Source organism: Pedobacter albus, assembly GCF_036324255.1.
Lineage (GTDB): Bacteria > Bacteroidota > Bacteroidia > Sphingobacteriales > Sphingobacteriaceae > Pedobacter > Pedobacter albus.
This window is the reverse complement of record NZ_JAZDQT010000001.1, coordinates 1-23,113: the sequence shown is the minus strand read 5'-3', so window position 1 is coordinate 23,113 and position 23,113 is coordinate 1. Positions and strand designations below refer to the sequence as shown.

Here is a 23,113-nt window from a genome sequence, read left to right as displayed (position 1 = left end):
CTTTCGCCATCAACCTTCCAGCTTCAGCCTTACCACTGAATTTTTCCACAACGCCCCCTTGGCTATACCATTTCAAAAAACCATTCGTTAAACCTGTGTTATCAACAGATGTTAATTTCTTATGTTGATATGTACTTTTAGATGCCTTACTTTAGTAGCAACCATATTTGAAATCTATGCAGAAGAAATTTCTCTTTGTTCCCCTCTTTTTAGTTGGCGGCATAAGCGCCGGTTTTGCCCAAATCAGTCCGTTAGTCAGTCTCAACAAAAACTACCAAACCGGCCTAGAGCTGTTGCAGAACGAAAAATACGTTGCCGCCGCCCAACAATTTAAGCTGGTAGAACAAGTAAGGAGCAAAAGCAGTACCCAACAGGTAAGCAATGCCGAACTGAGCTTGCTGAAAGAAAATGCCAAGTTTTATACCGCCGTTTGTGCCTTAGAACTGGGCAATGCCGATGCCGAAGCCTTATTTCAGGAGTTCATCAGAGAATATCCGCTCAACCCGAATACCAAACTGGCCTATTTCCATGTGGGCAAATCTTATTTCGCACAAAAAAATTATGCAAAAGCCCTAGAATGGTTCGAGAAAACAGAACCAAACTCTCTTTCGCAAAAACAGCGCCTCGAATATCAGTTTAAACAGGGTTATTCGTATTTCGAGCTTAAAAACTACGACAAGGCAGAGCCTTTGTTCGAAGCCGTAAAAAAAGAAGATTCGCCGTTCAAGGAAAGTGCCACCTATTATTTTGCTTACATCAACTACCTGAACAAGGAGTATAAAACCGCCTTGGCCAATTTCGAAAAGCTCAAAGGCTCGCCAACTTACGAAGCCAGCTATCCATATTACATCACTTCGATGTATTATTTAGATGAGCGCTATGATGATGTGATCGATTATGCCATTCCGGCCATGGCCAAAACCAAGCAGCAATACGAGCCGGAAATGCTCAGCTTGGTAGCTGCCTCTTATTTTGCCAAATCGGAATTCAAAAATGCCGAAAAATACTTTGCCGAGTTTTACGCCAAAGACAAGAACCAAACCAAAAACAACCTTTTCATTTATCAGTATGGCTATGCCTTATTTCAAAACGGCAAGTACAAAGAATCGGTAGGCGTATTAGAAAAACTCAATACCGACGATGTGTACCTGCAAAACGGGATGTACACCTTGGGCCAGTCGTCGCTTAAGTTAAACAACAAGGAAAAAGCCAGAAGCGCATTTTTCAGGGCATCGCGGTTAGATTTGGACAAAGTGATCCAAGAAGAGGCCTGGTACAGCTACGCCAAACTCAGCTATGAGCTCGATTTCAATTCGCAAGCCTTAGAGGCTACCCAAGCCTTCTTGAAGCAATTCCCGAATTCAAGAAAAATAAACGAGGCCAAGACCTTGTTGGGCGAAATTTTATTGACCAGCAAGAACTATCAGGCCGCTATCGATATTTTAGAACCCATCCAAAACAAAACCCCAGAAGCCAAGGCCGCTTACCAAAAAGTAACTTATTTCCGCGGTTTAGAGTTTTATAACGAAAGAGCCTTTCCTAATGCCCTATCGATGTTCTTGCGCTCGGGCAACTTTAACGAAGACAAAGAAATTTATGCCTTAAGCGTATACTGGATGGCCGAATCGATGTACGAACTGCGCAAATTTGGCGAAGCCGTTAAGACTTTCGAAAAATTCCTGACCTTGCCCGATGCTGACCAAACCGAAGTCTACAATTTTGCCAATTATGCCTTGGGCTATGCTGCTTTCGAAGATGAAAAATACCCTAAAGCCGCCACCTATTTCGAGCGTTTCTTAAAAGGCAACGATAAAGATGCCAAAACCGTTAACGATGCCACCTTGCGTTTGGCCGATTCGTATTTCGTGAACAAAAACTACAGCGAAGCGATGGCCAACTACAACAAAATCATCAACGGCAAGCTAACCGGCGAAGATTATGCCTTGTTTCAAAAAGGGATGATCTATGGCCTGCAAAAACAAGATGACACCAAAATCGCTACCATGCAGAGCCTGTTAAGCAAGTTCCCTAACTCGAACTATGCCGACGATGCCGGTTTCGAAACCGCTTACACCTATTTCAATAAAGGCGACTTCGACAAATCGAAATCAGACTTGGTTGATTTGGTAGCCAAATATCCACGAAGCAGTTATGTGCCACGTGCCTTGGTAACCATTGGCTTGGTACAGTACAACCAGGACCAGGACGATGCGGCACTTGAATCTTTCAAAAAGGTAATCCGCGATTATCCAAGTGCACCAGAGGCCAAACAAGCGCTTGAATCGATCAAGAACATTTATGTTGATAAGGGCGATGCCAACGGCTTTATTGCTTATGCGGCTACTACGCCATTGGGCAACTACTCGATGAGCGAGCAAGACAACATCATGTTCCAAGCAGCCAACAACAGGTACCTCAAAGGCGATGCACAGGGCACTTACGAAGCCATCAATGCTTATTTAGAGAAATTCCCTAAACCGATCCACGACAAAGAAGCCAAATTTATCCGTGCCGAATCGTTGGTTAAGTTGGGCCGCTCATCAGAAGCTATTGCCGATTACGATTATATTTTGAACGATTGGACCAGCGACTATACCGAGCGTTCGCTCATGAGCGTATCGAAGGTGCTGATGGACGAGAAAAAATACAACGAAGCCATCGTTTACCTGAAAAGGCTCGAAACTACGGCCGATTACAAAGTGCATTATAATTACGCCATCAACAACCTCATCAAAGCCTACAATGCTTTGGGCATGGCCGACGATATGATCAAATATGCCGATATCATCAAAAATGCGGATAAAGCTTCTGAGGAGGAGAAAAACAGCTCAGACTTATTTGCCGGCAAGGCCTACTTGCTCAAAGCCGATACTGTACAAGCGGTTAAAGCCTTCAACAACGTAGTGGCCAAAACCAAAACCGTTGCTGCCGCCGAAGCCAAATACAACCTGGCCGCCGTTCAATATGCCAAAGGCGACTACAAAACATCGCAGAAAACCTGTTTCGACCTGATCAATAACATGCCATCTTATGATTATTGGGTAGCCAAATCCTTTATTTTATTAGCCGACAACTATTTGGCTCTTAAAGATAAGCTACAGGCCAAAAGCACGCTTTTAAGCATTATTGACAATTACGAAGGCAAGGACGACATTGTGCCTACCGCCAAAGAAAAATTAGCAAAAATAAACTAGCAGATGAAGATGAGATCATATAAAACCCTATATACCACCCTACTACTCTTAACGGCAAGCGCTACCACTTTGATGGCACAGGATGTTAAACCACCAGAAAAAGCAGTAAGCGAAGAAATTGAAGTCATCAGACCCTACAAACCCGTATTAGCCGAAGCGGTAAAACTGAGAAGAAGTCCGGATTTGAGCAACGTAAAAACCTACAAGGCCAAATTCAACTACAGCTTAACCGACCGCAAACTGGAATTGAATTCCGATATCCAAAAGCTACAGGCGCAACAACTGGCCGACGAGCGTCAAGCCGAACTGATGAACAGCTATGTAAAAGGCGGCGTAGGTTCTTTGGCTACCTTATTGGGCGAAGCCTATGTCAACATCGGTCGCGATGAAGCCTTGCAAGCCGGTGCATTTTTCAGGCACTTCAGTCAAGAAGGCAAACTGAACAAGCAAAACGAAAACAATCAGCAATTGAGCGTTTTTGGCCGCAGTATTGGCGATAAGGCTACTTTAAGTGGCCGCTTGAACTACGAGAGGCATGGTTTGTTTTTCTACGGAATTGACAATGCCAATCCTACCTTAAATCCAAATCCCGAAAGACAGGTATTCAACTTTTTTGAGGCTGAAGGCGAAGTGGTGAACAAATTTACCAACGACGAAAATGCCCTGAGCTATGCGGCCAAGGTCAATGCCTATTTGCTGAGCGATAAATTTGACGCCAATGAAAAAGCGGTAAGCATTACCGGCTACCTTAACAAAAGGATCAGCGGTTTTAACCTGGGCTTGGCGGCCAACACCGAAATGGGCAATACCAAAGACGCCAACAACAGCGTATCGAACAATTTGCTGCGCTTAAACCCTTACATCAAGTTGCAAACCAAAGGCGTAAAGATTACTGCCGGAATTAACTTTGTACAGGAGTTTGGCAAATATTCCGATACCCGTATCTTTCCTGCCGTAACCGCCGATTTCACCTTAATTCCAGACTTTTTACAAGTATTTGGAGAAGTAAAAGGCGATGTAAACCGCAATACCCTGAAAAACTTTACCGACGAAAATCCATTCCTGAACAGCAATATTGCCATTCGCAACAGCGTAGAAAAACTAAGCATCAGTGGTGGTATCAAAGGTACCGGCGGACCGGGTTTTGGCTACAAAGCGAGGTTCTACAGCAAAAAAATAACCGATATGCCTTTGTTCGTGAATAGCTTTGCCAACTTCAACAAGTTCGATGTGATCTACGATTTTGGCAACATGAAACTGTTGGGCCTGGAAGGCGAAATTTCGGTACAGGTGAGCGATGAGCTGAAATGGACCGGAAAGCTGAACTTGGAAGACTATAAACCGGCCATAGAACAGGAAAGTTATTTTAAGCCGCAGTTGCGCGTCAGCTCTAACTTTGCCTACACCTTTAACAAAAAGCTTACTTTTAACGCCAATGTGGTTATCCAAGACGACAGCAAGGCTAAAGTATACAACGCTAATCCGTTAAATCCTGATGGCACTTATCCACCGGTTCCAGATCCAGCCAAAGAAAGCGTGGTTAACGTCAAAGGATTTGTTGACCTTGGCGTGGGTGCCGATTACAAAATCAACAACAGGCTGTCGGTTTTTGCAAAAGCCAACAACATCCTTAACGCCAATTACAGCAGGTTTTTATACTACCGCACCAATGGCTTTAACATTTTTGGTGGCGTAAGCTACTCGTTTAAGTAAGGATTGCGGGAGAGAATGAAAGAATGAGTGAATGATTGAATGAGTGAATAAGAGAGGGATAGCATGAAAGAATGACCGAATTAATGAATGAGGGAATGTAGATTTGTTCAATTTTTTAACATTCAATAATTCAGTCATTCAAAATTCAATCATTGAAAATTAAATATTAAAGTCTATTTTTACCAGAATGGATATACTATTATACCTTACCGAGCTTTTACAAACCCGCAAAACCGTGGGTATTGTGGGTTTGGGTACGCTGTATAAAAAGAAAACGCCTGGTAAATACGATGCAGCCCAGCATGCTTTCATACCGCCGAGCTATGCGCTGGCTTTTACCACCGAGCTTAAGGAACAGGAAGAACTGGCTGGTTTTATCAGTCAGCGAAGAAACATCAGCATCGAATCGAGCAATTACTTTATTGGCGAGTTTGCCGAGCAGATCCAGGCCAAGCTGCACGACCATCAGGAAGCCGATTTGGAACCCATAGGCAAACTGAAGCTGGTTAACGGCGAAATTGTTTTTGAGCCGGAAGCCGAAAGCAGTTTTGGATTCGAATTTTATGGCTTGCCTACGTTAAGCGACCTCAAGCAACAAGACACTCACGCAGAAGAACCGGTTCAAGACGAAGATTTAGCAGAGATTGAAGAAGAAAACAGACTGGAAGAAGAAAATCCCGGGGATGGAACAACAGATCATCCTGTAGCCCCTATTGAAACTGAAGAAGTAACAGTTGACGATAACGAGGTTGAAGCAGAAGTTCCAGTTCAAGAAAACACGGTTGAAGCCGAAAGCGACGAACAATCTATTCACGAAGAAATAGCAGAGGTAACGCCCACTGCCTCTATTCAGGAAGCAGAACAAACTACAGAAACGGTTAGAGAGCCGGTTACGGTTTATGAAGCCCCAAAAATAGAAACTGTAGAAACGGCTGATCAGCCAGCCGAAGAACAGGCACCGGTTGCCCAACATACTGAGGTTTATACTGAAGAGGAAGAGCCAAAAAAAAGCATGCCTTTCTTCATCAAAATTTTAATTATACTGCTTGTTATCGTAGCCTTGGGCGCTATCGCCTACTTTATCAATCCTGCATTCTTTAATAAATACCTTAAAAAGAATTTTGAAGGCACCCACGACCAAAATGTACCAAGTGCCCCACTCGACACGTTAAAGAACCAGGCCAACACGACAAAAGCCGATAGCTTGGCTAAAAACAATGCCTTGGTAACCTTAAGCAAAGACAGCACTGCTATCGATAGCAATGTAATGGTTTACGAGGTACTGGTCGCTTCGGTAAAAACCGATAAAGTTGCCGATAAGATTATTGCCAACTTGGCCACGCGAAAAATTACAGGCAAAAAAGTAAGGCTCTCCAAAACGAGAATCAATATCAGTGCAGGTACGTTTACCAAACCCGAACTGGCCAAAAAATACGAAGACAGTTTACAGAAAGTACTCAAAGACCCAGGAATTTATACACAGTCGATCAAATTAAAAAACGAAAAACAGTAACATGATGACATTGCTTCTAGCAGCACAAGACACCTTACAAAAAACTTTAGATAGTGCAAGCAACACGGCGGCCAATGCCGTTCCTACCGAAAAAGAACTCCATTTTATCGACCTTTTGTTTAAAGGGGGTTGGGTAATGATCCCCTTGGCTTTCTTGGCCTTTTTGGCATTGGTTATTTTTACCGAAAGATATTTGACCATCCGCAAATCGTCAAAAGACGAATCGAACCTGCTTTTCCAAATCAGGCAGAACATACACGAAGGACGCTTGGAAGCTGCCATCGCCCTGTGCAAAAACAATAAATCGCCTTTGGCTCGCATGCTCGAAAAAGGCCTGAAGCGCATCGGCCGACCAATCAAGGATATTGAGGGCGCCATCGAAAACACCGGCAAGCTCGAAGTTTCCAAACTCGAAAAAAACATCGGTATTTTGGGTATCATTGCCGGTATTGCGCCCATGTTGGGTTTCGTGGGTACCATTGTGGGGGTAATTACCATCTTCCATCAGGTATCGATCAAAGGCGCTATCGAAATCGGCACCATTTCGGGTGGTTTGTACACCAAAATGATTACTTCGGCCACGGGTCTGATCATCGGTATCATTGCCTATGTGTTGTACCACATCCTAAACATTATGGTAGAGAAGATCATCTTGAAGATGGAAACCGACGCCATTGATTTTATTGACCTATTAGAAGAACCGGGCAAATAATGAATTTACGCAAGAGAACAAGAGGAAGTGTAGAGGTACATACATCGGCGCTGAACGACATCATGTTCTTCCTGATGCTGTTTTTCTTATTGGCTTCTGCCGTGGTCAATCCAACGGTGGTTAAATTGCTCTTGCCGCAATCGTCTAGCGGACAGCAGTCGACCGCCAAAAAGGCCGTAACGGTAACCATAGATGAGAATCTGAAATATTTCGTGGAGAAAAAACCGGTAACCATCGACCAGTTAGAGCCTGTGATAGCCGAATACCAAAAAATGGCACCCGATTTGACCATTCTTTTATATGTGGCCCGCAATGTAACCTATCAGGATGGATTTGTGGTAAACGACATTGCAAACAAATTGAAATTAAAGCTTGTTGTAGCAGTTGAGCCTAAAAAATAATGGTACATAAAGAAGAAAATAATTATCCGAAAGCCATAGCCATTTCTGTGGGGATTATGGGTTTTCTGCTTTTGGTTAGCTTTTTTATCGTAATCGGCAGCTTCCAGCCCAAGGAAGAATTTGGCATGGGCGGTATGGTGGTGAACTATGGCACAGCAGCCGAAGGCATGGGCGATGACTATACCAGCATCGAAGAGCCATCAATGGCTGAAAATGCCAACCAAAAACTACCAGACAAGGTTACACCCGAAACCAAAGTTACCCCAAATACACCAACAGAAACCAGTAAGGAAATACAGACCCAAAATACCGAGGATGCAGTTGCGGTAACGACCAAAACACAGAAAACTACGGTTACGGCCACTTCTACCAAAGAAGAGAAACCAGCAAAACCCGCCATCAATCCGAATGCCTTATATACCGGCAAAAAGAACAACGGCACCGGCCAAGGCGATGGCACCGGAAATACACCGGGCAACCAAGGAGATCCTGATGGTGACCCCTTAGCACCTAATTATGGAGAGGGGGGGGCGGGAAATGGCAACCAACCTATCTCACTAGACAAATTCAGTAATCTTTCCAAGCCAATTGACAATAGCCAAATAAGAGGAAAGGTGGCTATCAAAGCATTTTATGATAGCGAAGGGAGAATTATCAATGCCAAAGTATACCTTCAAAAATCTACTACCGCTGACCCCGAATTACAAAGAAAATGTTTAGAAGCTGTTCTTAAGTCTTCATTAATAAAAAGTAAAATAGATAACAATATACGTAGTGGAATCGTCATCTTTAGCTTTGGATTACAATAGAACCCAGGCTATGTCGCTCTCAAGTCCTAGATCGATTCTAATTTTCTTCAGCTTTTTATACAATCAAATATGACTTTCGAAATTAACCAAAACCCTGCCTTAGCTTTTCTCAGGTGTCTTAGGTGGTTCAAAACTATTAACCATTAAGAAATTAAGGTTAAAAACAGCTTCTTGACTTTGCGGTTAAACTATACCCTTGCTTAGTTTTCCTCAGGTGCCTTAGATGGTCCAAAAACTATTAACCATTAAGAAATTAAGATTGATAAGAACTTTGTATCTTTTTCAGCATTGATTATAGACTTCTATCTAATCAACGTTACCGATCCTCTCTTAGTAATCTCCTTATGCTCTTGGGTTTTGAAAGAGGCTATCCAAAAATAAGTTCCTACTGGAGCTGGCTGGCCCTTATAGTTTCCATCCCAGGCATCATACAGCTTATTTGAAGAAAAGACTATTACACCCCTCCTATCAAAAATTTGGATCTTAAAATTAAAAGCCCTACTTCCCTCTTTAGCCTTAAAGGTATCGTTTATATTATCGAAATTCGGACTAAAGGCATTGGGATACGATACATCGTTACAAACCTCTGTTTTTAGGGCTACACTTAATTCATCAACAATACAGCCATTAAGTTTGAGTATAACAAAAGTATAATTGCCCTCGTACAAACCGGCAAATACATGGTTGCCGGGATAAATTACACCTTTATATTGAATAGTATAATCCATTGATCGGCCTCCTATATTTAAAGAAATTTCGCCGGCCAGGTCACAAACTGGATTCTTGCTATTTACAGCCACCAATGGCTTACTTAACGAATAATCAGGAACAACCACCGTTCTATAGGCTGCTGGTGCACCACCAGATGCCTTCACTTCGATGTTATACGTTCCCGGATTAAGCATATTAAAGATACCTGTGTTATTGCTTACCGAATTGTTCAACGTAAAAGTGTACGTTTCTGGAATTGGTGGCACAATAACCTTGATCAATCCTTTTCCCAACACGTTACATTCTTGCTGTATCTCTATATTGCTGATCACAATGGGGCATGGCTCATAAACCAGCTTCACCTCCTTTTCGTCAACCAAACAACCGTTAGGCCTTAAAATAGTAAACGAATAGCTGTTGGCATTCAGTCCGGTAAATACATGGCTGCCCGGATAAACCGTTCCATTATATCGGATATTATAATCGGCCGAATTGCTCCCGATGGAAAAAGAAATTTCACCGGCCAAAGCGCAGGCGGGGTTCTTGGCATTGACTACCGTAACAGGCTTGCTCAGCGAATAATCGGGTACAACTACTTGTCGGGTAACGGCAGGAGCACCACCCGATGCTTTCACTTCGATGTTATAAGTTCCGGGACTAAGCATATTAAATATACCTGTACTATTGCTGACCGAATTGTTCAACGTAAAAATATAGGTTTCTGGAATTGGTGGCACGATAACTCTGATCAACCCTTTTCCCAACACGTTACATTCTTGCTGTATCTCTATATCGTTGATTACGATTGGGCATGGCTCATAAACCAGTTGGACATCATATTCGTCTACCAAGCAATCGTTTTTAGTTAAAATAACAAAATGATGCGTACCTACTTCCAGCCCAGTAAAAGAGTGATCCAAATCAAAAACATTGCTTTGATACTTTATTTGATAAGCGTTACTGGCCGAGGGGTCATTAAATTGGATACTTCCCTTTGCGGCACAGGCAGGATTAATTTTGACAAAGCCAAATTGCGGTTGCATTTGTTTGTAATCGGGCACAATGGCCGTTGTTTCAAACTCATCCTCGTCAGAAGCAATTTTAATCGTATAGGAACCAGGGGCTAAATCTTTAAATACCCCTGTCGAATTGGCAAGACTATTATTTAGTGTATAGGTATAACTAGCCGTATGCGGTTTGGTCAAAACATTAATTACGCCTTTATGGTAAACATCGCATTGCTGCGCTACCAGAACCTTATCAAACTTAATGGTGCATTTGTCTTTACCGACAGCCAGGTTCAAATCGTCAACCTTGCAGCCATATTTGTTAAGTATCTCAAAGTGGTACGATTGGTTGGCTACCAAATTGGGAAAGGAGCTATTTAGCGGAAACAATTTATTACCGTACCTGATCTGGTAGGTACTGTTTTGATCAGGGGTATTGAAAGTAATTTCTCCAAGGGCATCGCATAGCTGATTTTTAGTTTGCCAGCTATAAACCGGTTTAACCAGACTTAATTCGGGAACATCAACGGTTGTGGTATATGAATCAGATGCAGAGGTTATGGAAAGTGTATATTGTCCTTTTGATAATCCAGTAAATTTGCCGGTGGTATTGGTTACGCCATTTAGCGTATAGGTAAAATCTTCGAGATGAGGGGCTGTAATTACATCTACATTGGCTTTGTTGCCCAAGCTACAGTCTTGATTAATGTCTATTTTATCTACCTCAATGCCTATAATGCTTCCATCTTCAACCATGCTGGCGGCATCTAGCACACTATAAGGGAGTGTTCCAACAATCCCAACTACCCTTTGGTTTTCTATATCAAATTCGATAATGTTTGTCTTATTATTAATATTTTCTAATCCATACACCGTATTCTTTCTCAAACCTGTCGAAACACTAACAATTCCGTAAATATTACCTCCCGCCATCGGAATATGAAGCGTACTCTTATTTGGCTCTTTTAGATTTACCTTAACTATTCCCTGATAAGAAGCCATGTATAGCTCTTTTTTATAAAAACACATATCTCCAGAAGAGGAATAATTGAGTGGCCCAATGGCTTCGCTTTGTCCTGTGTTTATATCCGTGCTAAATAAGAAACTAGAACAATAATATAACTTATTATCGGCCCCAAGTGTTAGCGCATTTGAGCTTGACATATATGGAAACAAGGGCCTACAATTTTCTGTGCTATTCCCATTGATATCGGCTGTATAAATCTTATCGCGCAACCAGAATAAGTTACTTTTATTCATGGCAATCGAAAAGTACTGGTCACCTGGCGAACAATCTGCTATTCTAGTAGATACTACTCCGGCACTTGTAATATCAACTTTATAGATAGCAGAACTTACGCCTAAGCCAGTCGGAGAACTTACATAAAAGGTTTGTGCTTCGAGCCTGAAAAAACAACCAATAAAAAGCAGTAGAAAAAGAGTAAACTTATTAATCACAGGAGATGGGAGCAGTTAAATACCAAGCAAATATAAGGAGATTATCGCTCAAAACTAAATGTTTAAGATATTGCTATCACCTTTCCTAATGGCAACCATTAAGGAATTAAGATTAAAAAAATTTCTTCTCTTATCGCTGCCTTAGTCTTTCTTAGGTGCCTCAGGCGGTTCAAATCTGTTAACCATTTAGGAATTAAGGTTCCCTTTTAATTAACCTAACCCTGTCTTAGCTTTTCTCAGGTGTCTTAGGTGGTCCAAAACCTTACGCAACAACACCATTAAGGAATTAAAAAGTTACTTGGTTTTGCGATCAAACTATATGCTTAGCTTTTCTCAGGCATCTCAAGTGGTTCAAATTTGTTAACCATTAAGGCATTAAGTTTATCAAAAATTTGTGTATCTGTTCCTTTTCATCAACTGAAAACCGAAAAGAAATTATTTCTATTTTTGCTGTTCAAAGTTCCGTATGACCTATCAAAAAACCCTTGATTTTTTATACAGCAAATTGCCCATGTTTACCCGCGTAGGCGCTGTAGCTTTTAAAAAGGATTTGCATAACACACTTGCCTTATGCAATGCACTCGACAACCCGCAAAACAAGTTTAAAACTTTACACATTGCCGGCACCAATGGCAAAGGCTCTACCTCGCACATGCTGGCCGCCATCTTGCAGGAGGCCGGCTACAAAACCGGCTTATATACTTCGCCACACCTCAAAGATTTTAGGGAACGCATCCGGGTAAATGGCAAAATGGCTTCGAAAGCCTTTGTACAAGCTTTTGTAAAAGGCCAAAAACAATTGATCGAAACCATAGAACCTTCTTTTTTTGAAGCTACCGTTGCCATGGCCTTCGATTACTTTGCGCAAGAAAAAGTAGACATCGCTGTTATTGAAGTAGGCTTGGGCGGTCGACTGGATTCAACCAACATCATCACCCCCGAGCTTTCGATTATCACCAATATCAGCTTAGACCATACCAATATCTTAGGCGATACCCTGCCCCAAATCGCATTCGAAAAGGCAGGTATCATCAAGAAAAACATTCCAGTAGTAATCGGCGAAACCCATTCGGAAACCCAACCTGTTTTTGCCAAAAAAGCAAAAGCCGAAAATGCGCCAATCTACTTTGCAGCTGCAAAGCTCCACATCGCCAATGTGCATCAAAAAGGTGCGTACTTAGTAGTAGATGTGTTTGAAGGTAAGCATTGTATCTTGCCACAACTAGCCCTCGACTTAACCGGCACCTATCAGTTGAAGAATATCCTCACCGTTATCGAATCCGTTATTCAACTTCGAAAACAAGGCTATGCTATTCCCAATCAGGCAATTTACAAAGCTTTAAAAAACGTAAAAAAACTAACTGACTTACAAGGCAGGTGGCAAACCGTAAGCAAAAACCCTTTGGTCATCTGCGATACCGGTCACAACAAAGCCGGAATTACCGAGGTGTTGCAGAATATCAAAAACACAGCACACGAACAGTTGCATATGGTAATCGGCATGGTCAAAGACAAGGATATTTCGGGGGTGCTGGCCTTGTTGCCCAAAGAAGCTATCTACTATTTCTGTCAGCCACAATTAGAAAGAGCGCTGGACGCCACTGAGCTGGCCCAACAAGCGGCAGCATTCGGCTTACAAGGAAAAACCTTTGCCAGTGTTGCCTTAGCCTTAGCCGATGCCAAGCAAAGCGCAGGACCAAAAGATTTGATATTTGTAGGTGGAAGCACCTTTGTTGTAGCAGAAATGATATAACAAATGATACATTATTTACCTTAAATTCATTCGTACTTCACACATCAATTGCTACTTTTACGGCATAACTTAACTCATATGAAATTCAAGTATTCCCTAATTTTGGGTTTAGCGCTACTCAATGTGCAGGTTTTTGCACAAAAGTGGACTAAGCCAAGCACAACGACAAGCAACTATCCGGCAACCGTTGCTCGCCCTAAACTGGTAGTGGGCCTGGTTATAGACCAGATGCGTTGGGACTATCTTTACCGTTTTTACGATCGTTACAGCAAAGGCGGATTTAAACGCCTGATCAATGATGGTTTTTCTGCCGAAAACACCTTCATTCCTTATACGCCAACCTATACGGCCTGCGGCCACACCTCTATCTATACGGGTTCTGTACCTGCCATTAACGGCATCATCGGCAACAACTGGTACGATCCAGAATTGGGCAGGGATGTTTACTGCTCGGAAGACAGAGATGTAAAAACAGTTGGCAGCAGCACCAGAGCTGGCGAAATGTCGCCAAAAAACATGCTGGTAACTACCATTGGCGACGAACTACGTTTGGCGACCAACTTTAGAAGCAAGGTAATCGGTATTTCGCAAAAAGACAGGGGTTCTATCCTACCGGCCGGCCACTCGGCCAATGCCGCTTATTGGTATGACGGCGGTACCGGCGATTGGATTACCAGCACCTATTACATGCAAACCCTGCCTACTTGGGTATCCGACTACAACAAAAAGAAAGTAGCTAACGATTTCTACGCCAAAAACTGGAATACCTTATATCCAATCTCTACCTATATCCAAAGCACAGCCGATGATAAACCTTACGAAGGTAAATTCAAAGGCGAAAGCACTTCCGCTTTTCCGCATAAACTAACCGATGCCATCGGCAAAAACTACGACCTGATCAGGAGCACACCTTATGGCAACACCATGACCTTCGATTTGTCTAAAATTGCCATCAAGGAAGAAAAACTGGGCCAAACCGGTAATACCGATTTCTTGGCCATCAGCTGTTCATCAACCGACTACGTAGGTCACCAATTCGGTCCAAACTCTATCGAGATTGAAGATACTTATTTGCGTTTGGATAAAGATTTGGAAGATTTCTTCAACTATTTGGACAAAACACTGGGCAAAGGCAATTATTTGTTCTTCCTATCGGCCGACCACGCGGTAGCGCACGTTCCCGGATTTATGAAAGAAAACAAACTGCCGGGTGGCTTGGTTAGCAATTCTAAATTGCGCAAAGGCATCGATAGCATCATGGTAAACCAATTCAAATTGCAAAAATCTGTGATTACGGTAATGAACAACGAGGTTTATTTCGACCATAGCGTAATCGATGAGAAAAAAGCAAACTTTGCCGAAATCAAACAAGCCACTGTAAACTACCTGAGAAAACAAGAATCCATTGCCGATGCAGTTGATTTACAGATTATGAATACTTCAACCATTCCGGAAGAAATCAGAAAAAGAATAACCAATGGCTACAATGCCCGTCGCAGTGGCGATATCTATTTCATCCTGAAGCCAAACTGGTTTGATGGTGGCGAAACCGGTACCACGCACGGCGCCTGGTATCCTTACGATTCGCATATTCCGTTGGTATTTATGGGCTGGAAAGTAAAGCCTGGCAAAACCAACCAAACCCATTACATGACCGACATTGCAGCTACTTTGGCAGCCATGTTGCACATTCAGATGCCAAGCGGCAGCGTAGGTTCGCCAATTACCGAACTGACCCACCAATAAACGCTTAAAGCTCGCAAAAGCTATTTCTAAAAGCCCTGTCGCCAAATGACGGGGCTTTTTGCTATGTCAGCTATTTGTATCTATTCGGTGATTTCTATGGCCGCTACCTAGTTTTTGTTAACTTTGCTCACCAAATATAAAATACTCCATGGAGCAAGTTCAAGTCTATAAACCCAAGCATAAAATCCGTTTTGTAACCGCTGCAGCCCTTTTCGATGGGCACGATGCCACCATTAACATCATGCGTCGCATTTTGCAATCGTCAGGTGCAGAAGTAATCCATTTGGGTCATAACCGCTCGGTAGAAGAAGTGGTAAATTGTGCCATCCAAGAAGATGTGCAAGGTATTGCCATGACTTCCTATCAAGGTGGCCATATCGAATATTTCAAATACATGTACGACCTGTTGCAGCAAAGGGGCGCAGGCCATATCAAAATTTTTGGCGGTGGTGGCGGTGTAATCCTCCCTTCAGAAATCGAAGAACTGCAGGCTTATGGCATCAGCAGGATTTACTCGCCAGACGATGGTCGCAAAATGGGTCTGCAAGGCATGATCAACAACATGCTGGAGCAAACCGATTTCATTACCACCGAAGCCATTACCAACGAATTGACGCATATTCCTCAAAAAGAGGTTAAAAGCATCGCATCGGCTATTACCGTGGCCGAAAACGATCCAGAAGGTGCGCAAAAGTTTGTAGACGAATTGAAAAAACTGACCAGCAAAAACCAGGCTCCTGTATTGGGGATAACCGGCACCGGCGGTTCGGGTAAATCGTCGCTGGTTGATGAATTGGTGAGGCGTTTTCTGATCGAGGTAAAAGACAAAACCTTGGCCATTATCTCGGTAGATCCTTCCAAACGCAAAACCGGTGGCGCGCTTTTGGGCGATAGGATCCGAATGAACGCCATCAACAATCCGAGGGTTTACATGCGTTCGCTGGCCACACGCCAGGCTAACTTGGCCCTATCCAAAAACGTTCAGGAAAGTATTGACATCTGTAAAGCGGCCGGCTATGACCTCATTATCGTAGAAACTTCGGGTATCGGTCAGTCAGACACCGAAATTACCGAGCATTGCGACGTTTCGCTTTATGTGATGACACCAGAATTCGGTGCGGCTACGCAACTGGAAAAAATTGACATGTTAGACTTTGCCGATTTGGTAGCCATCAATAAATTCGACAAACGCGGCGCTTTAGATGCCCTGCGCGACGTACGCAAGCAATACAAGCGCAACCATAATCTTTTCGATGCCAAAGACGAGGAAATTCCGGTTTATGGCACCATGGCTTCGCAATTTAACGATCCGGGCATGAACAACCTGTTTGTTGCCTTAATGGACCGTTTAAAGGCCAAAACCAATGTCGACTTTAAAGCCGGCATGGAAATGACCAGCAACCAATCCGAAAAAATCTACATCATTCCGCCAGACCGTATCCGTTACCTATCGGAAATTGCCGAAGCCAGCGAAACCTATAACGAATGGGTAGCTAAGCAATGCCAGATTGCCCGTAAACTGTATCAGTTGCAAGGCGTAATGGCCATGGCCAAGGATTTCGACAACAGCTTTGGCGATGGCTTGAATGATGCCTACAGCTATCTCGACGAACAATTGGATGGCGAATGCAAGCGCCTGCTACGTCAATGGCCAGGCGTAAAAGAGAAATATGCGGCCGATTTCTTCGTATATAAAGTGCGTGATAAGGAAATTAAACAAGCTTTAAACTACGAATCGCTTTCTAAGCTTAAAATTCCGAAGGTATCATTGCCTAAATACGAAGATTGGGGCGATATCTTGCGCTGGTTGCTCACCGAAAACGTACCGGGCGAGTTTCCTTATGCCGCAGGTGTATTCCCGCTTAAACGCGAGGGCGAAGATCCTACCCGGATGTTTGCCGGCGAAGGAGGTCCGGAAAGAACCAACAAGCGTTTCCACTATGTTTCGCTGGGTCAGCCAGCCCATCGTTTGTCGACCGCATTCGATTCGGTAACCCTATACGGTGAAGATCCGCACGTTCGTCCCGATATTTATGGAAAAATTGGCAACTCTGGTGTAAGTATCGCCACTTTAGACGATGCCAAGAAACTTTATTCGGGTTTCGACCTTTGCGCGCCATCTACTTCGGTATCCATGACTATCAATGGTCCTGCGCCTATGCTGTTGGGCTTTTTCATGAATGCGGCCATCGATCAGCAATGCGAAAAATACATTATCGAGAATGGCTTGCAGGCTGAAGTAGAAGCAAAAATCAAACAAATTTTCAAAGCCAAAGGCATCGAACGTCCAACTTACCAAGGCGAGCTGCCGCAAAGCAACAATGGCTTGGGACTAATGCTATTAGGACTAACAGGCGATGAAGTGCTGCCTGCCGACGTTTATGCCAAAATCAAGGCCCATGCCATCAGTTCGGTTCGCGGAACCGTTCAGGCCGATATTTTAAAAGAAGACCAGGCCCAAAACACCTGCATTTTCTCTACAGAATTTGCCTTACGCATGATGGGCGATATCCAAAAATATTTCATCGACGAAAAAGTGCGCAACTTTTATTCGGTATCTATTTCGGGCTACCACATTGCCGAGGCCGGTGCCAATCCGATTTCGCAATTGGCCTTTACGCTCAGCAACGGCTTTACTTTTGTAGAGTACTACCTTAGCCGTGGCATGCACATCGACGATTTTGCGCCAAACCTTTCTTTCTTCTTCAGCAACGGCATCGATCCAGAATATTCGGTAATTGGCCGTGTTGCCAGAAGAATTTGGGCCAAAGCCATCAAAAACAAATACAAAGGCAACGATCGTTCGCAAAAACTGAAATACCATATCCAAACCTCGGGTCGTTCGTTGCACGCGCAGGAAATCGACTTTAACGATATCAGAACAACTTTGCAGGCGCTTTATGCCATTTACGACAACTGCAACTCGTTGCACACCAATGCCTACGACGAGGCCATTACCACCCCTACCGAAGAATCGGTACGCAGGGCGATGGCTATTCAGCTCATCATTAACCGCGAGCTGGGCCTGGCCAAAAACGAAAATCCTTTGCAGGGCTCGTTCATTATCGAAGACCTGACCGATTTGGTAGAAGAAGCCGTATTGACGGAGTTTAAACGTATTAACGACCGCGGTGGCGTATTGGGTGCCATGGAAACCATGTACCAAAGGGGAAAAATACAGGAAGAAAGCTTGTATTACGAAACCTTGAAGCATACCGGCGAGTTCCCGATCGTGGGCGTAAATACTTTCTTGAACAAAAACGGGTCGCCAACTATTGTTCCGGGCGAAGTAATCCGGGCTACCGAAGAAGAAAAACAATACCAGATCGAGGCACTTAAAGCCTTCCAAGAGAGAAATTCGGCCAAAACCGAAGATACCCTCAAAGGATTGCAAAAAGCGGCCGTAGCCGGCGAAAACATCTTCGAAAGATTGATGGAAGTATGCAAGATCTGCTCTTTGGGACAGATTAGCAAGGCGCTTTACGAAGTTGGCGGACAATACAGAAGAAATATGTAAGCGATGGCTCCTCGAAGACTGATTTTAGTAATAGCCCTTTTATTGGCTAAACTCAATGCATTTAGCTTCGCGGAGCCTAAAACTACTTACCTATTGGTGTTGGGCGTGGCACAAGATGCCGGTTACCCGCAAATGGGCTGTACCAAAATATGTTGCACCCAAGCCTGGAGCAAGCCTAAAATACGACGCAATGTGGTGGCCTTGGCTTTGGTGGATCCTGTTCATAAAAAATGGTGGCTCTTCGAAGCTACGCCTGATATTAAACAGCAATTGCAGGATTTCAGCGGACAAACCCACCAACAATACCCTTACCTGCCCGAGGGCATTTTCATCACTCACGCCCATATTGGCCATTATACAGGTCTGATGGAGTTTGGCCGGGAAGCCATGAATACCAACGGCTTAAAGGTCTATGTGCTTCCTCAAATGAAGGCATTTTTAGAACAAAATGGTCCTTGGAGCCAATTGGTTAAGCTGAAGAACATCAACCTCATCAGTTTAAAAGTCGATGAGCCACTAAGCATCGAAAACAATAGCGTTACTGCTTTTACGGTACCTCACCGCGACGAATATTCGGAAACTGCAGGCTTTAAGATTACAACCGCGACCAAAAAATACCTCTTTATTCCCGACATCGACAAATGGAGCAAGTGGAACAAAAATATTATCGACCAGGTTAAACAGGTAGATATCGCCCTGCTTGATGCTACGTTCTACACCAACACCGAACTGGGCAACAGGCCCATTGCCGAAGTACCCCATCCGTTGGTCAGCGAAACCGAAGCCTTGTTCGAAAAAGAAGACCAACAGACCAAGCGGAAGCTGTATTTTATCCACTTCAACCATACCAATCCGCTGATGTGGGATATGGTCACCCAAAAACAACTGCTTGGCCGTGGCTTTAACTTTGCCCAACAAGGCCAGCTTTTATTCTAGGTTTTTAAGGAAGAAAATGTGAGGTTTGAGGTACGGAAGCCGTCAAATCGAGGCTTCCCTTTTACCTTACACCCTCCTCCTTCCAACCTTTCACCTTTTACCTTTTACCTTTGGTCTTTAAGCTTTAGTCTTTCACCTTATTTCAGGTTCTTGATGGCTTCGTCGCTTAGTATTTTGTTAAACACCTTCACTTCATCCAATTGTCCCTTAAAACTGTTTTTAGGTGCCCCAATATACTCCAATGGGAAGAATAAGGTTTGTACCTTGGCTATTTTGTCTTTGGTATTTGGAAATTCCTGCATGGCGCCCTCCAGCCTTTCTTGCAGCTTGCCGTTTACATAGAGGCTGGTTCCTTTGTTGTTTCCGGTAATCACAAGGTGCGTCCAGGTATTTGCAGGAACACTATAGTTAAAATTGTAATGGTAGTTTTCTCGCGAAAAGCCCAGTTTTCCGGTTTGTTGCTGCTTAAGTTTTACCGTGGCATCAGCTGATGAAAACAGCACGGCATCGTCGGCATTCGCCTCCTCGGGATTGATCCAAAACGAAACCGTATAGTTGTAACCGATACCTGTTAAAGGTGTTTGGATATAGGCCTCTCCATCCTTAAAATAAGCCGATTTGCGACCTTTAGCCTTATTAAATTGCACCAAATGGCTAATCGTCCCCTTACGCTTATCGGCGCTGATATCGGTAGTCTTTTTGTTGTCGAAACTGTAATGAAGTACCAAACTATCTTTGCCGATGATTTGGCCTCGCATGTTAAGTCCAGGCCCTTCGCCCAGCCTTTTGCTTTGCTTGGCAAATTCATCATAGCTCAGCAAGCTTTTAGCAGCCGTACCATCCCACATTTTCTGGGCCAATACCTGAACAGCCGGAAAAGCACGGTCGTGTACGTCCTTTTCGGTAATGCCGTTGCCTACATGATCGTTCCAAACGGCAAAAGAGCCACCCTTAATTTTTGGATGGTTCTCCTCAAAAGTTTGATTGCCGATTATGTTCGGTGTCCATTCGTTATAGATTTTCTTGAGGTTCAGGTAATCGTAGTAATAGCCAGCCTTAGGCACAATGTAAAGCCAACCATCGGGCGTGCTGATCACGTCGTAGCCCAAATCGATCATCTCTTTGGGATCGGCGTAGCCATTGTACCATACATTCATGGTTACGTCTTTCACCTTAACCCGCGTATTGCCTTTGGCATGTGTTAACGCGCCCCAAAGCCTTACTTTCTTGCCAAAACTCTCCACGTATTTAATATAGTCGTCAGTAAATTCCCTGAACTTCTCCGCTTCGGCCTTGGCATATTCGTCGGTACCAATATGCACTTCATCGCCTATAAAAACCGGATTAGGGCCACTCAGGTATTCCTTAAACACATTGTTAATCACTTCCTTCGTTTTAGGATTGTTGATATCGAGGTGATCCATGCCATATTTCTTGCTTCCTATTTCGGGCACCGCCTTTACAAAAGACAAGGAATGGGCCGGCACATCGATTTCGGGAATGATTTTTACGCCATAAGCTGTAGCCAGCTGCTGCAATTCGATAAATTCCTTCTTGCTGTAACTTCCGTCCTTGGCCGTTAAATTGGGATAGGTTTCGTTTTCTAAGCGGAATGCCGAGTAGGTTTTGTCCCAATCGTTGTTAAAGAACTGCTTAAAACCATTGTCGTTCAGGTGGATCTGAAAGTCGTTCAGTTTATAATAAGACATCAGTTTTACATAATCGCGCAGAAACTTCAGGCTAAAAAACTTTCGGCCTACATCCAACACAAAACCACGTACGGCAAACTGCGGATAATCCCTGGCTTCTCCCTTTGCTATATTTTCATGCCGTGGATCTTGCTCCAATAACTGCAAAAGCGTTCTCGTAGCCCAAAATGCACCTTTTGGTTCAAGGGCTTCGATATCGATCCGATCGCCAATTTTTAAAATATAACCTTCTTTTTTAATCGAACTATCAGCCTTTAAGCTGAAATAGATATCTCCATTTGCAGGATGGCTGTCTTTGATTACAAAGCGATGTCCTGGCAAAGCGATACTCAAGTCATTCAAAAAAGTCTGTATATAAGGCATCAATGCTGCCTTAGCTCCAGGTTGTATAGCAATATTTACCTGCTTCTTTAAACGAAACTGGCCACTGGCCCCCTTCCATGCTCTTAGTGCCGGAATAACATGGGGTGCAGGATTGGTTGCGGTTTGGGCATAGCTATAAGCAGATATAGCCATCCCCATTGCCAAAAAGGCAAGTTTTGATGATTTCAGTATAGACATAGGTAAGGTGTAGTTTAACCCAAATATAAAAAACATTCTGTAGTCTTAGCCGTCTATAAGATTTAATGAAAAGAATGTTACACCCATATTTCATAAAACCCTAGTTCCTGCCATAAAAAAAGCGACCCTAAAGTCGCTTCATTTTATGCTAAAATCCATTTGAATTTGTATTCCATGCTTGGATTCTTCATTCTTTCGGCTACCCTTAACAGCCTATCAGGCAAGGCAAGAATATAATCTCTGGCCTTTTCGCCAGCTTCGTTCAATTCTCTCATGCTTTCAATCTTCCAATCGCCAATTAATTGTTTTAAGATATCTACATAATCTGTAGAAGTGTATACGCCCAAACGTTGTGCGGCATCGGTAAAATGGCCAAAAGTTTGACCGATTTTCAAGCCCATTTCTCTTAGGAAGTGTGCCGGCATCACGATTTTTTTGCGCATCATATCTTCGAAAGCCAACATGGCTTCATTGGCATCAACTTCAAATACGCGAGAAATGAAATCTTTATAGGCTTTGGCATGTCTAGCTTCGTCGGAAGCAATTACGCCACACATTTTAGACAACAAGGTATCGCCGTCTTTTTTAGCCAAAGAAGCCACCCTACGGTGCGAAATATTGGTAGCCATCTCCTGAAAAGAGGTATAAATAAAGTTTCTGTAAGGATCTCTTCCCGTACCGATATCAAAGCCATCGGCAATCAGATATTGGGTAGATATTTCCATTTGGCGCATATCTACACGGCCAGAGAGGTATAAGTATTTGTTTAAAAGATCGCCGTGCCTGTTTTCTTCGGCAGTCCAATGTCTGGTCCATTTCATCCAGCCACCTTCTTCGTCTTTAGAAACATCATCAACAGTAACCAACCACGATTCGTAGGTTGGCAATGCTTCTTCGGTAATGGTATCGCCAATCAAAACAGCAACCAGGTCGTAAGAAAGTTCATTGGCGCTTTGTTGTAGGTCTTTTACCTTGGCAAAGAAATCTTCCCTACTTGCATCAGGCAAAAAATCAGATGGTTGCCAGATATCATCTATAGGTTTAAGGTATTCGGGCATTTTTTCAAGCATATATTTTTCGATATGCTTCATTACTTCCCTTCTCGATCCAAAGTTGATGTTCATTATACTTAAATTAGAGTGCAAAGATACGCATAATGCTTTGCTTAGCCTTAGTTTATTTGCAATTAAAACAGGTCTTTATGTAAAAGTTCTGAACAAAATGGCTGGTAATTCCGGTTAAAAACCCTGTAAACGACAAAAGGCCATCTGCAATGCAGACGGCCTCTGTTTTAAAATTTGGCGCCGACCTACTCTCCCACGTGTTACCGCAGTACCATCGGCTCAGGCGGGCTTAACTTCTCTGTTCGGAAT

The 23,113-nt window shown here is 43.3% G+C and carries 13 protein-coding genes and 1 rRNA gene; 10 read left to right on the top strand and 4 right to left on the bottom strand.

Annotated elements, in window-relative coordinates:
- The first annotated feature begins 176 nt into the window (after positions 1-176).
- The 6 genes from VRU48_RS00065 to VRU48_RS00040 all read left to right on the top strand — a co-directional run bounded on the left by VRU48_RS00065 (position 177) and on the right by VRU48_RS00040 (position 8,342).
- Positions 177-3,194: a tetratricopeptide repeat protein gene (locus tag VRU48_RS00065; protein WP_330105890.1), complete on the top strand. Its 3,018-nt coding sequence runs from the start codon at positions 177-179 to the stop codon at positions 3,192-3,194.
- Positions 3,195-3,197: 3 nt separating this feature from the next.
- On the top strand, positions 3,198-4,907 hold the full coding sequence (locus VRU48_RS00060) for a TonB-dependent receptor (RefSeq protein WP_330105889.1): 1,710 nt from the start codon (positions 3,198-3,200) through the stop codon (positions 4,905-4,907).
- Positions 4,908-5,094: 187 nt separating this feature from the next.
- The gene (locus VRU48_RS00055; RefSeq protein WP_330105888.1) at positions 5,095-6,420 is read left to right on the top strand and encodes a hypothetical protein; all 1,326 of its coding nucleotides are present in this window, start codon (positions 5,095-5,097) and stop codon (positions 6,418-6,420) included.
- A 1-nt stretch (position 6,421) separates the two neighbouring features.
- Positions 6,422-7,132, top strand: coding sequence for a MotA/TolQ/ExbB proton channel family protein (locus VRU48_RS00050; protein WP_330105887.1), 711 nt, complete (start codon positions 6,422-6,424; stop codon positions 7,130-7,132).
- Complete coding sequence (locus VRU48_RS00045) at positions 7,132-7,533, top strand: ExbD/TolR family protein (RefSeq protein ID WP_199141176.1); 402 nt, start codon at positions 7,132-7,134, stop codon at positions 7,531-7,533. The genes VRU48_RS00050 and VRU48_RS00045 overlap by 1 nt, the downstream gene beginning before the upstream one ends.
- Positions 7,533-8,342 carry an energy transducer TonB gene (locus VRU48_RS00040; RefSeq protein WP_330105886.1) on the top strand — a complete coding sequence of 270 codons (810 nt, stop codon included), beginning with the start codon at positions 7,533-7,535 and terminating at the stop codon, positions 8,340-8,342. Before VRU48_RS00045 ends, VRU48_RS00040 begins: the two co-directional genes overlap by 1 nt.
- Positions 8,343-8,644: 302 nt before the next feature.
- Here the strand turns inward: VRU48_RS00040 and VRU48_RS00035 are convergent, their stop codons facing one another.
- Entirely contained in the window at positions 8,645-11,062 is a 2,418-nt protein-coding gene (locus VRU48_RS00035; protein ID WP_330105885.1) for a T9SS type B sorting domain-containing protein, read from the bottom strand.
- Positions 11,063-11,984: 922 nt separating this feature from the next.
- Here VRU48_RS00035 and VRU48_RS00030 point away from each other — a divergent pair.
- The 4 genes from VRU48_RS00030 to VRU48_RS00015 all read left to right on the top strand — a co-directional run bounded on the left by VRU48_RS00030 (position 11,985) and on the right by VRU48_RS00015 (position 19,470).
- Entirely contained in the window at positions 11,985-13,271 is a 1,287-nt protein-coding gene (locus VRU48_RS00030; RefSeq protein ID WP_330105884.1) for a bifunctional folylpolyglutamate synthase/dihydrofolate synthase, read from the top strand.
- Between the two features lie 78 nt (positions 13,272-13,349).
- Positions 13,350-15,017, top strand: coding sequence for an alkaline phosphatase PafA (pafA, locus tag VRU48_RS00025; protein WP_330105883.1), 1,668 nt, complete (start codon positions 13,350-13,352; stop codon positions 15,015-15,017).
- A gap of 148 nt (positions 15,018-15,165) precedes the next feature.
- Positions 15,166-18,534, top strand: coding sequence for a methylmalonyl-CoA mutase family protein (locus VRU48_RS00020; protein WP_330105882.1), 3,369 nt, complete (start codon positions 15,166-15,168; stop codon positions 18,532-18,534).
- A gap of 42 nt (positions 18,535-18,576) precedes the next feature.
- Positions 18,577-19,470: an MBL fold metallo-hydrolase gene (locus VRU48_RS00015; protein WP_330105881.1), complete on the top strand. Its 894-nt coding sequence runs from the start codon at positions 18,577-18,579 to the stop codon at positions 19,468-19,470.
- Between the two features lie 137 nt (positions 19,471-19,607).
- Here VRU48_RS00015 and VRU48_RS00010 read toward each other — a convergent pair whose 3' ends face one another.
- From VRU48_RS00010 to rrf, 3 genes are all read right to left on the bottom strand, one after another.
- Positions 19,608-21,740 (bottom strand): glycoside hydrolase family 20 protein, encoded by a 2,133-nt coding sequence (locus tag VRU48_RS00010; RefSeq protein WP_330105880.1) that lies wholly within the window; start codon positions 21,738-21,740, stop codon positions 19,608-19,610.
- Positions 21,741-21,883: 143 nt separating this feature from the next.
- Entirely contained in the window at positions 21,884-22,864 is a 981-nt protein-coding gene (locus tag VRU48_RS00005; protein ID WP_330105879.1) for an acyl-ACP desaturase, read from the bottom strand.
- Between the two features lie 172 nt (positions 22,865-23,036).
- A 5S ribosomal RNA gene (gene rrf, locus VRU48_RS19615) occupies positions 23,037-23,113 on the bottom strand; the annotation flags it as partial.

Coding starts and splice junctions, on each gene's coding strand:
- VRU48_RS00065 (WP_330105890.1), top strand. CDS start 177: ATGCAGAAGAAATTTCTCTTTGTTCCCCTCTTTTTAGTTGGCGGCATA.
- VRU48_RS00060 (WP_330105889.1), top strand. CDS start 3,198: ATGAAGATGAGATCATATAAAACCCTATATACCACCCTACTACTCTTA.
- VRU48_RS00055 (WP_330105888.1), top strand. CDS start 5,095: ATGGATATACTATTATACCTTACCGAGCTTTTACAAACCCGCAAAACC.
- VRU48_RS00050 (WP_330105887.1), top strand. CDS start 6,422: ATGATGACATTGCTTCTAGCAGCACAAGACACCTTACAAAAAACTTTA.
- VRU48_RS00045 (WP_199141176.1), top strand. CDS start 7,132: ATGAATTTACGCAAGAGAACAAGAGGAAGTGTAGAGGTACATACATCG.
- VRU48_RS00040 (WP_330105886.1), top strand. CDS start 7,533: ATGGTACATAAAGAAGAAAATAATTATCCGAAAGCCATAGCCATTTCT.
- VRU48_RS00035 (WP_330105885.1), bottom strand. CDS start 11,062: ATGGCTTCTTATCAGGGAATAGTTAAGGTAAATCTAAAAGAGCCAAAT.
- VRU48_RS00030 (WP_330105884.1), top strand. CDS start 11,985: ATGACCTATCAAAAAACCCTTGATTTTTTATACAGCAAATTGCCCATG.
- pafA (WP_330105883.1), top strand. CDS start 13,350: ATGAAATTCAAGTATTCCCTAATTTTGGGTTTAGCGCTACTCAATGTG.
- VRU48_RS00020 (WP_330105882.1), top strand. CDS start 15,166: ATGGAGCAAGTTCAAGTCTATAAACCCAAGCATAAAATCCGTTTTGTA.
- VRU48_RS00010 (WP_330105880.1), bottom strand. CDS start 21,740: ATGTCTATACTGAAATCATCAAAACTTGCCTTTTTGGCAATGGGGATG.
- VRU48_RS00005 (WP_330105879.1), bottom strand. CDS start 22,864: ATGAACATCAACTTTGGATCGAGAAGGGAAGTAATGAAGCATATCGAA.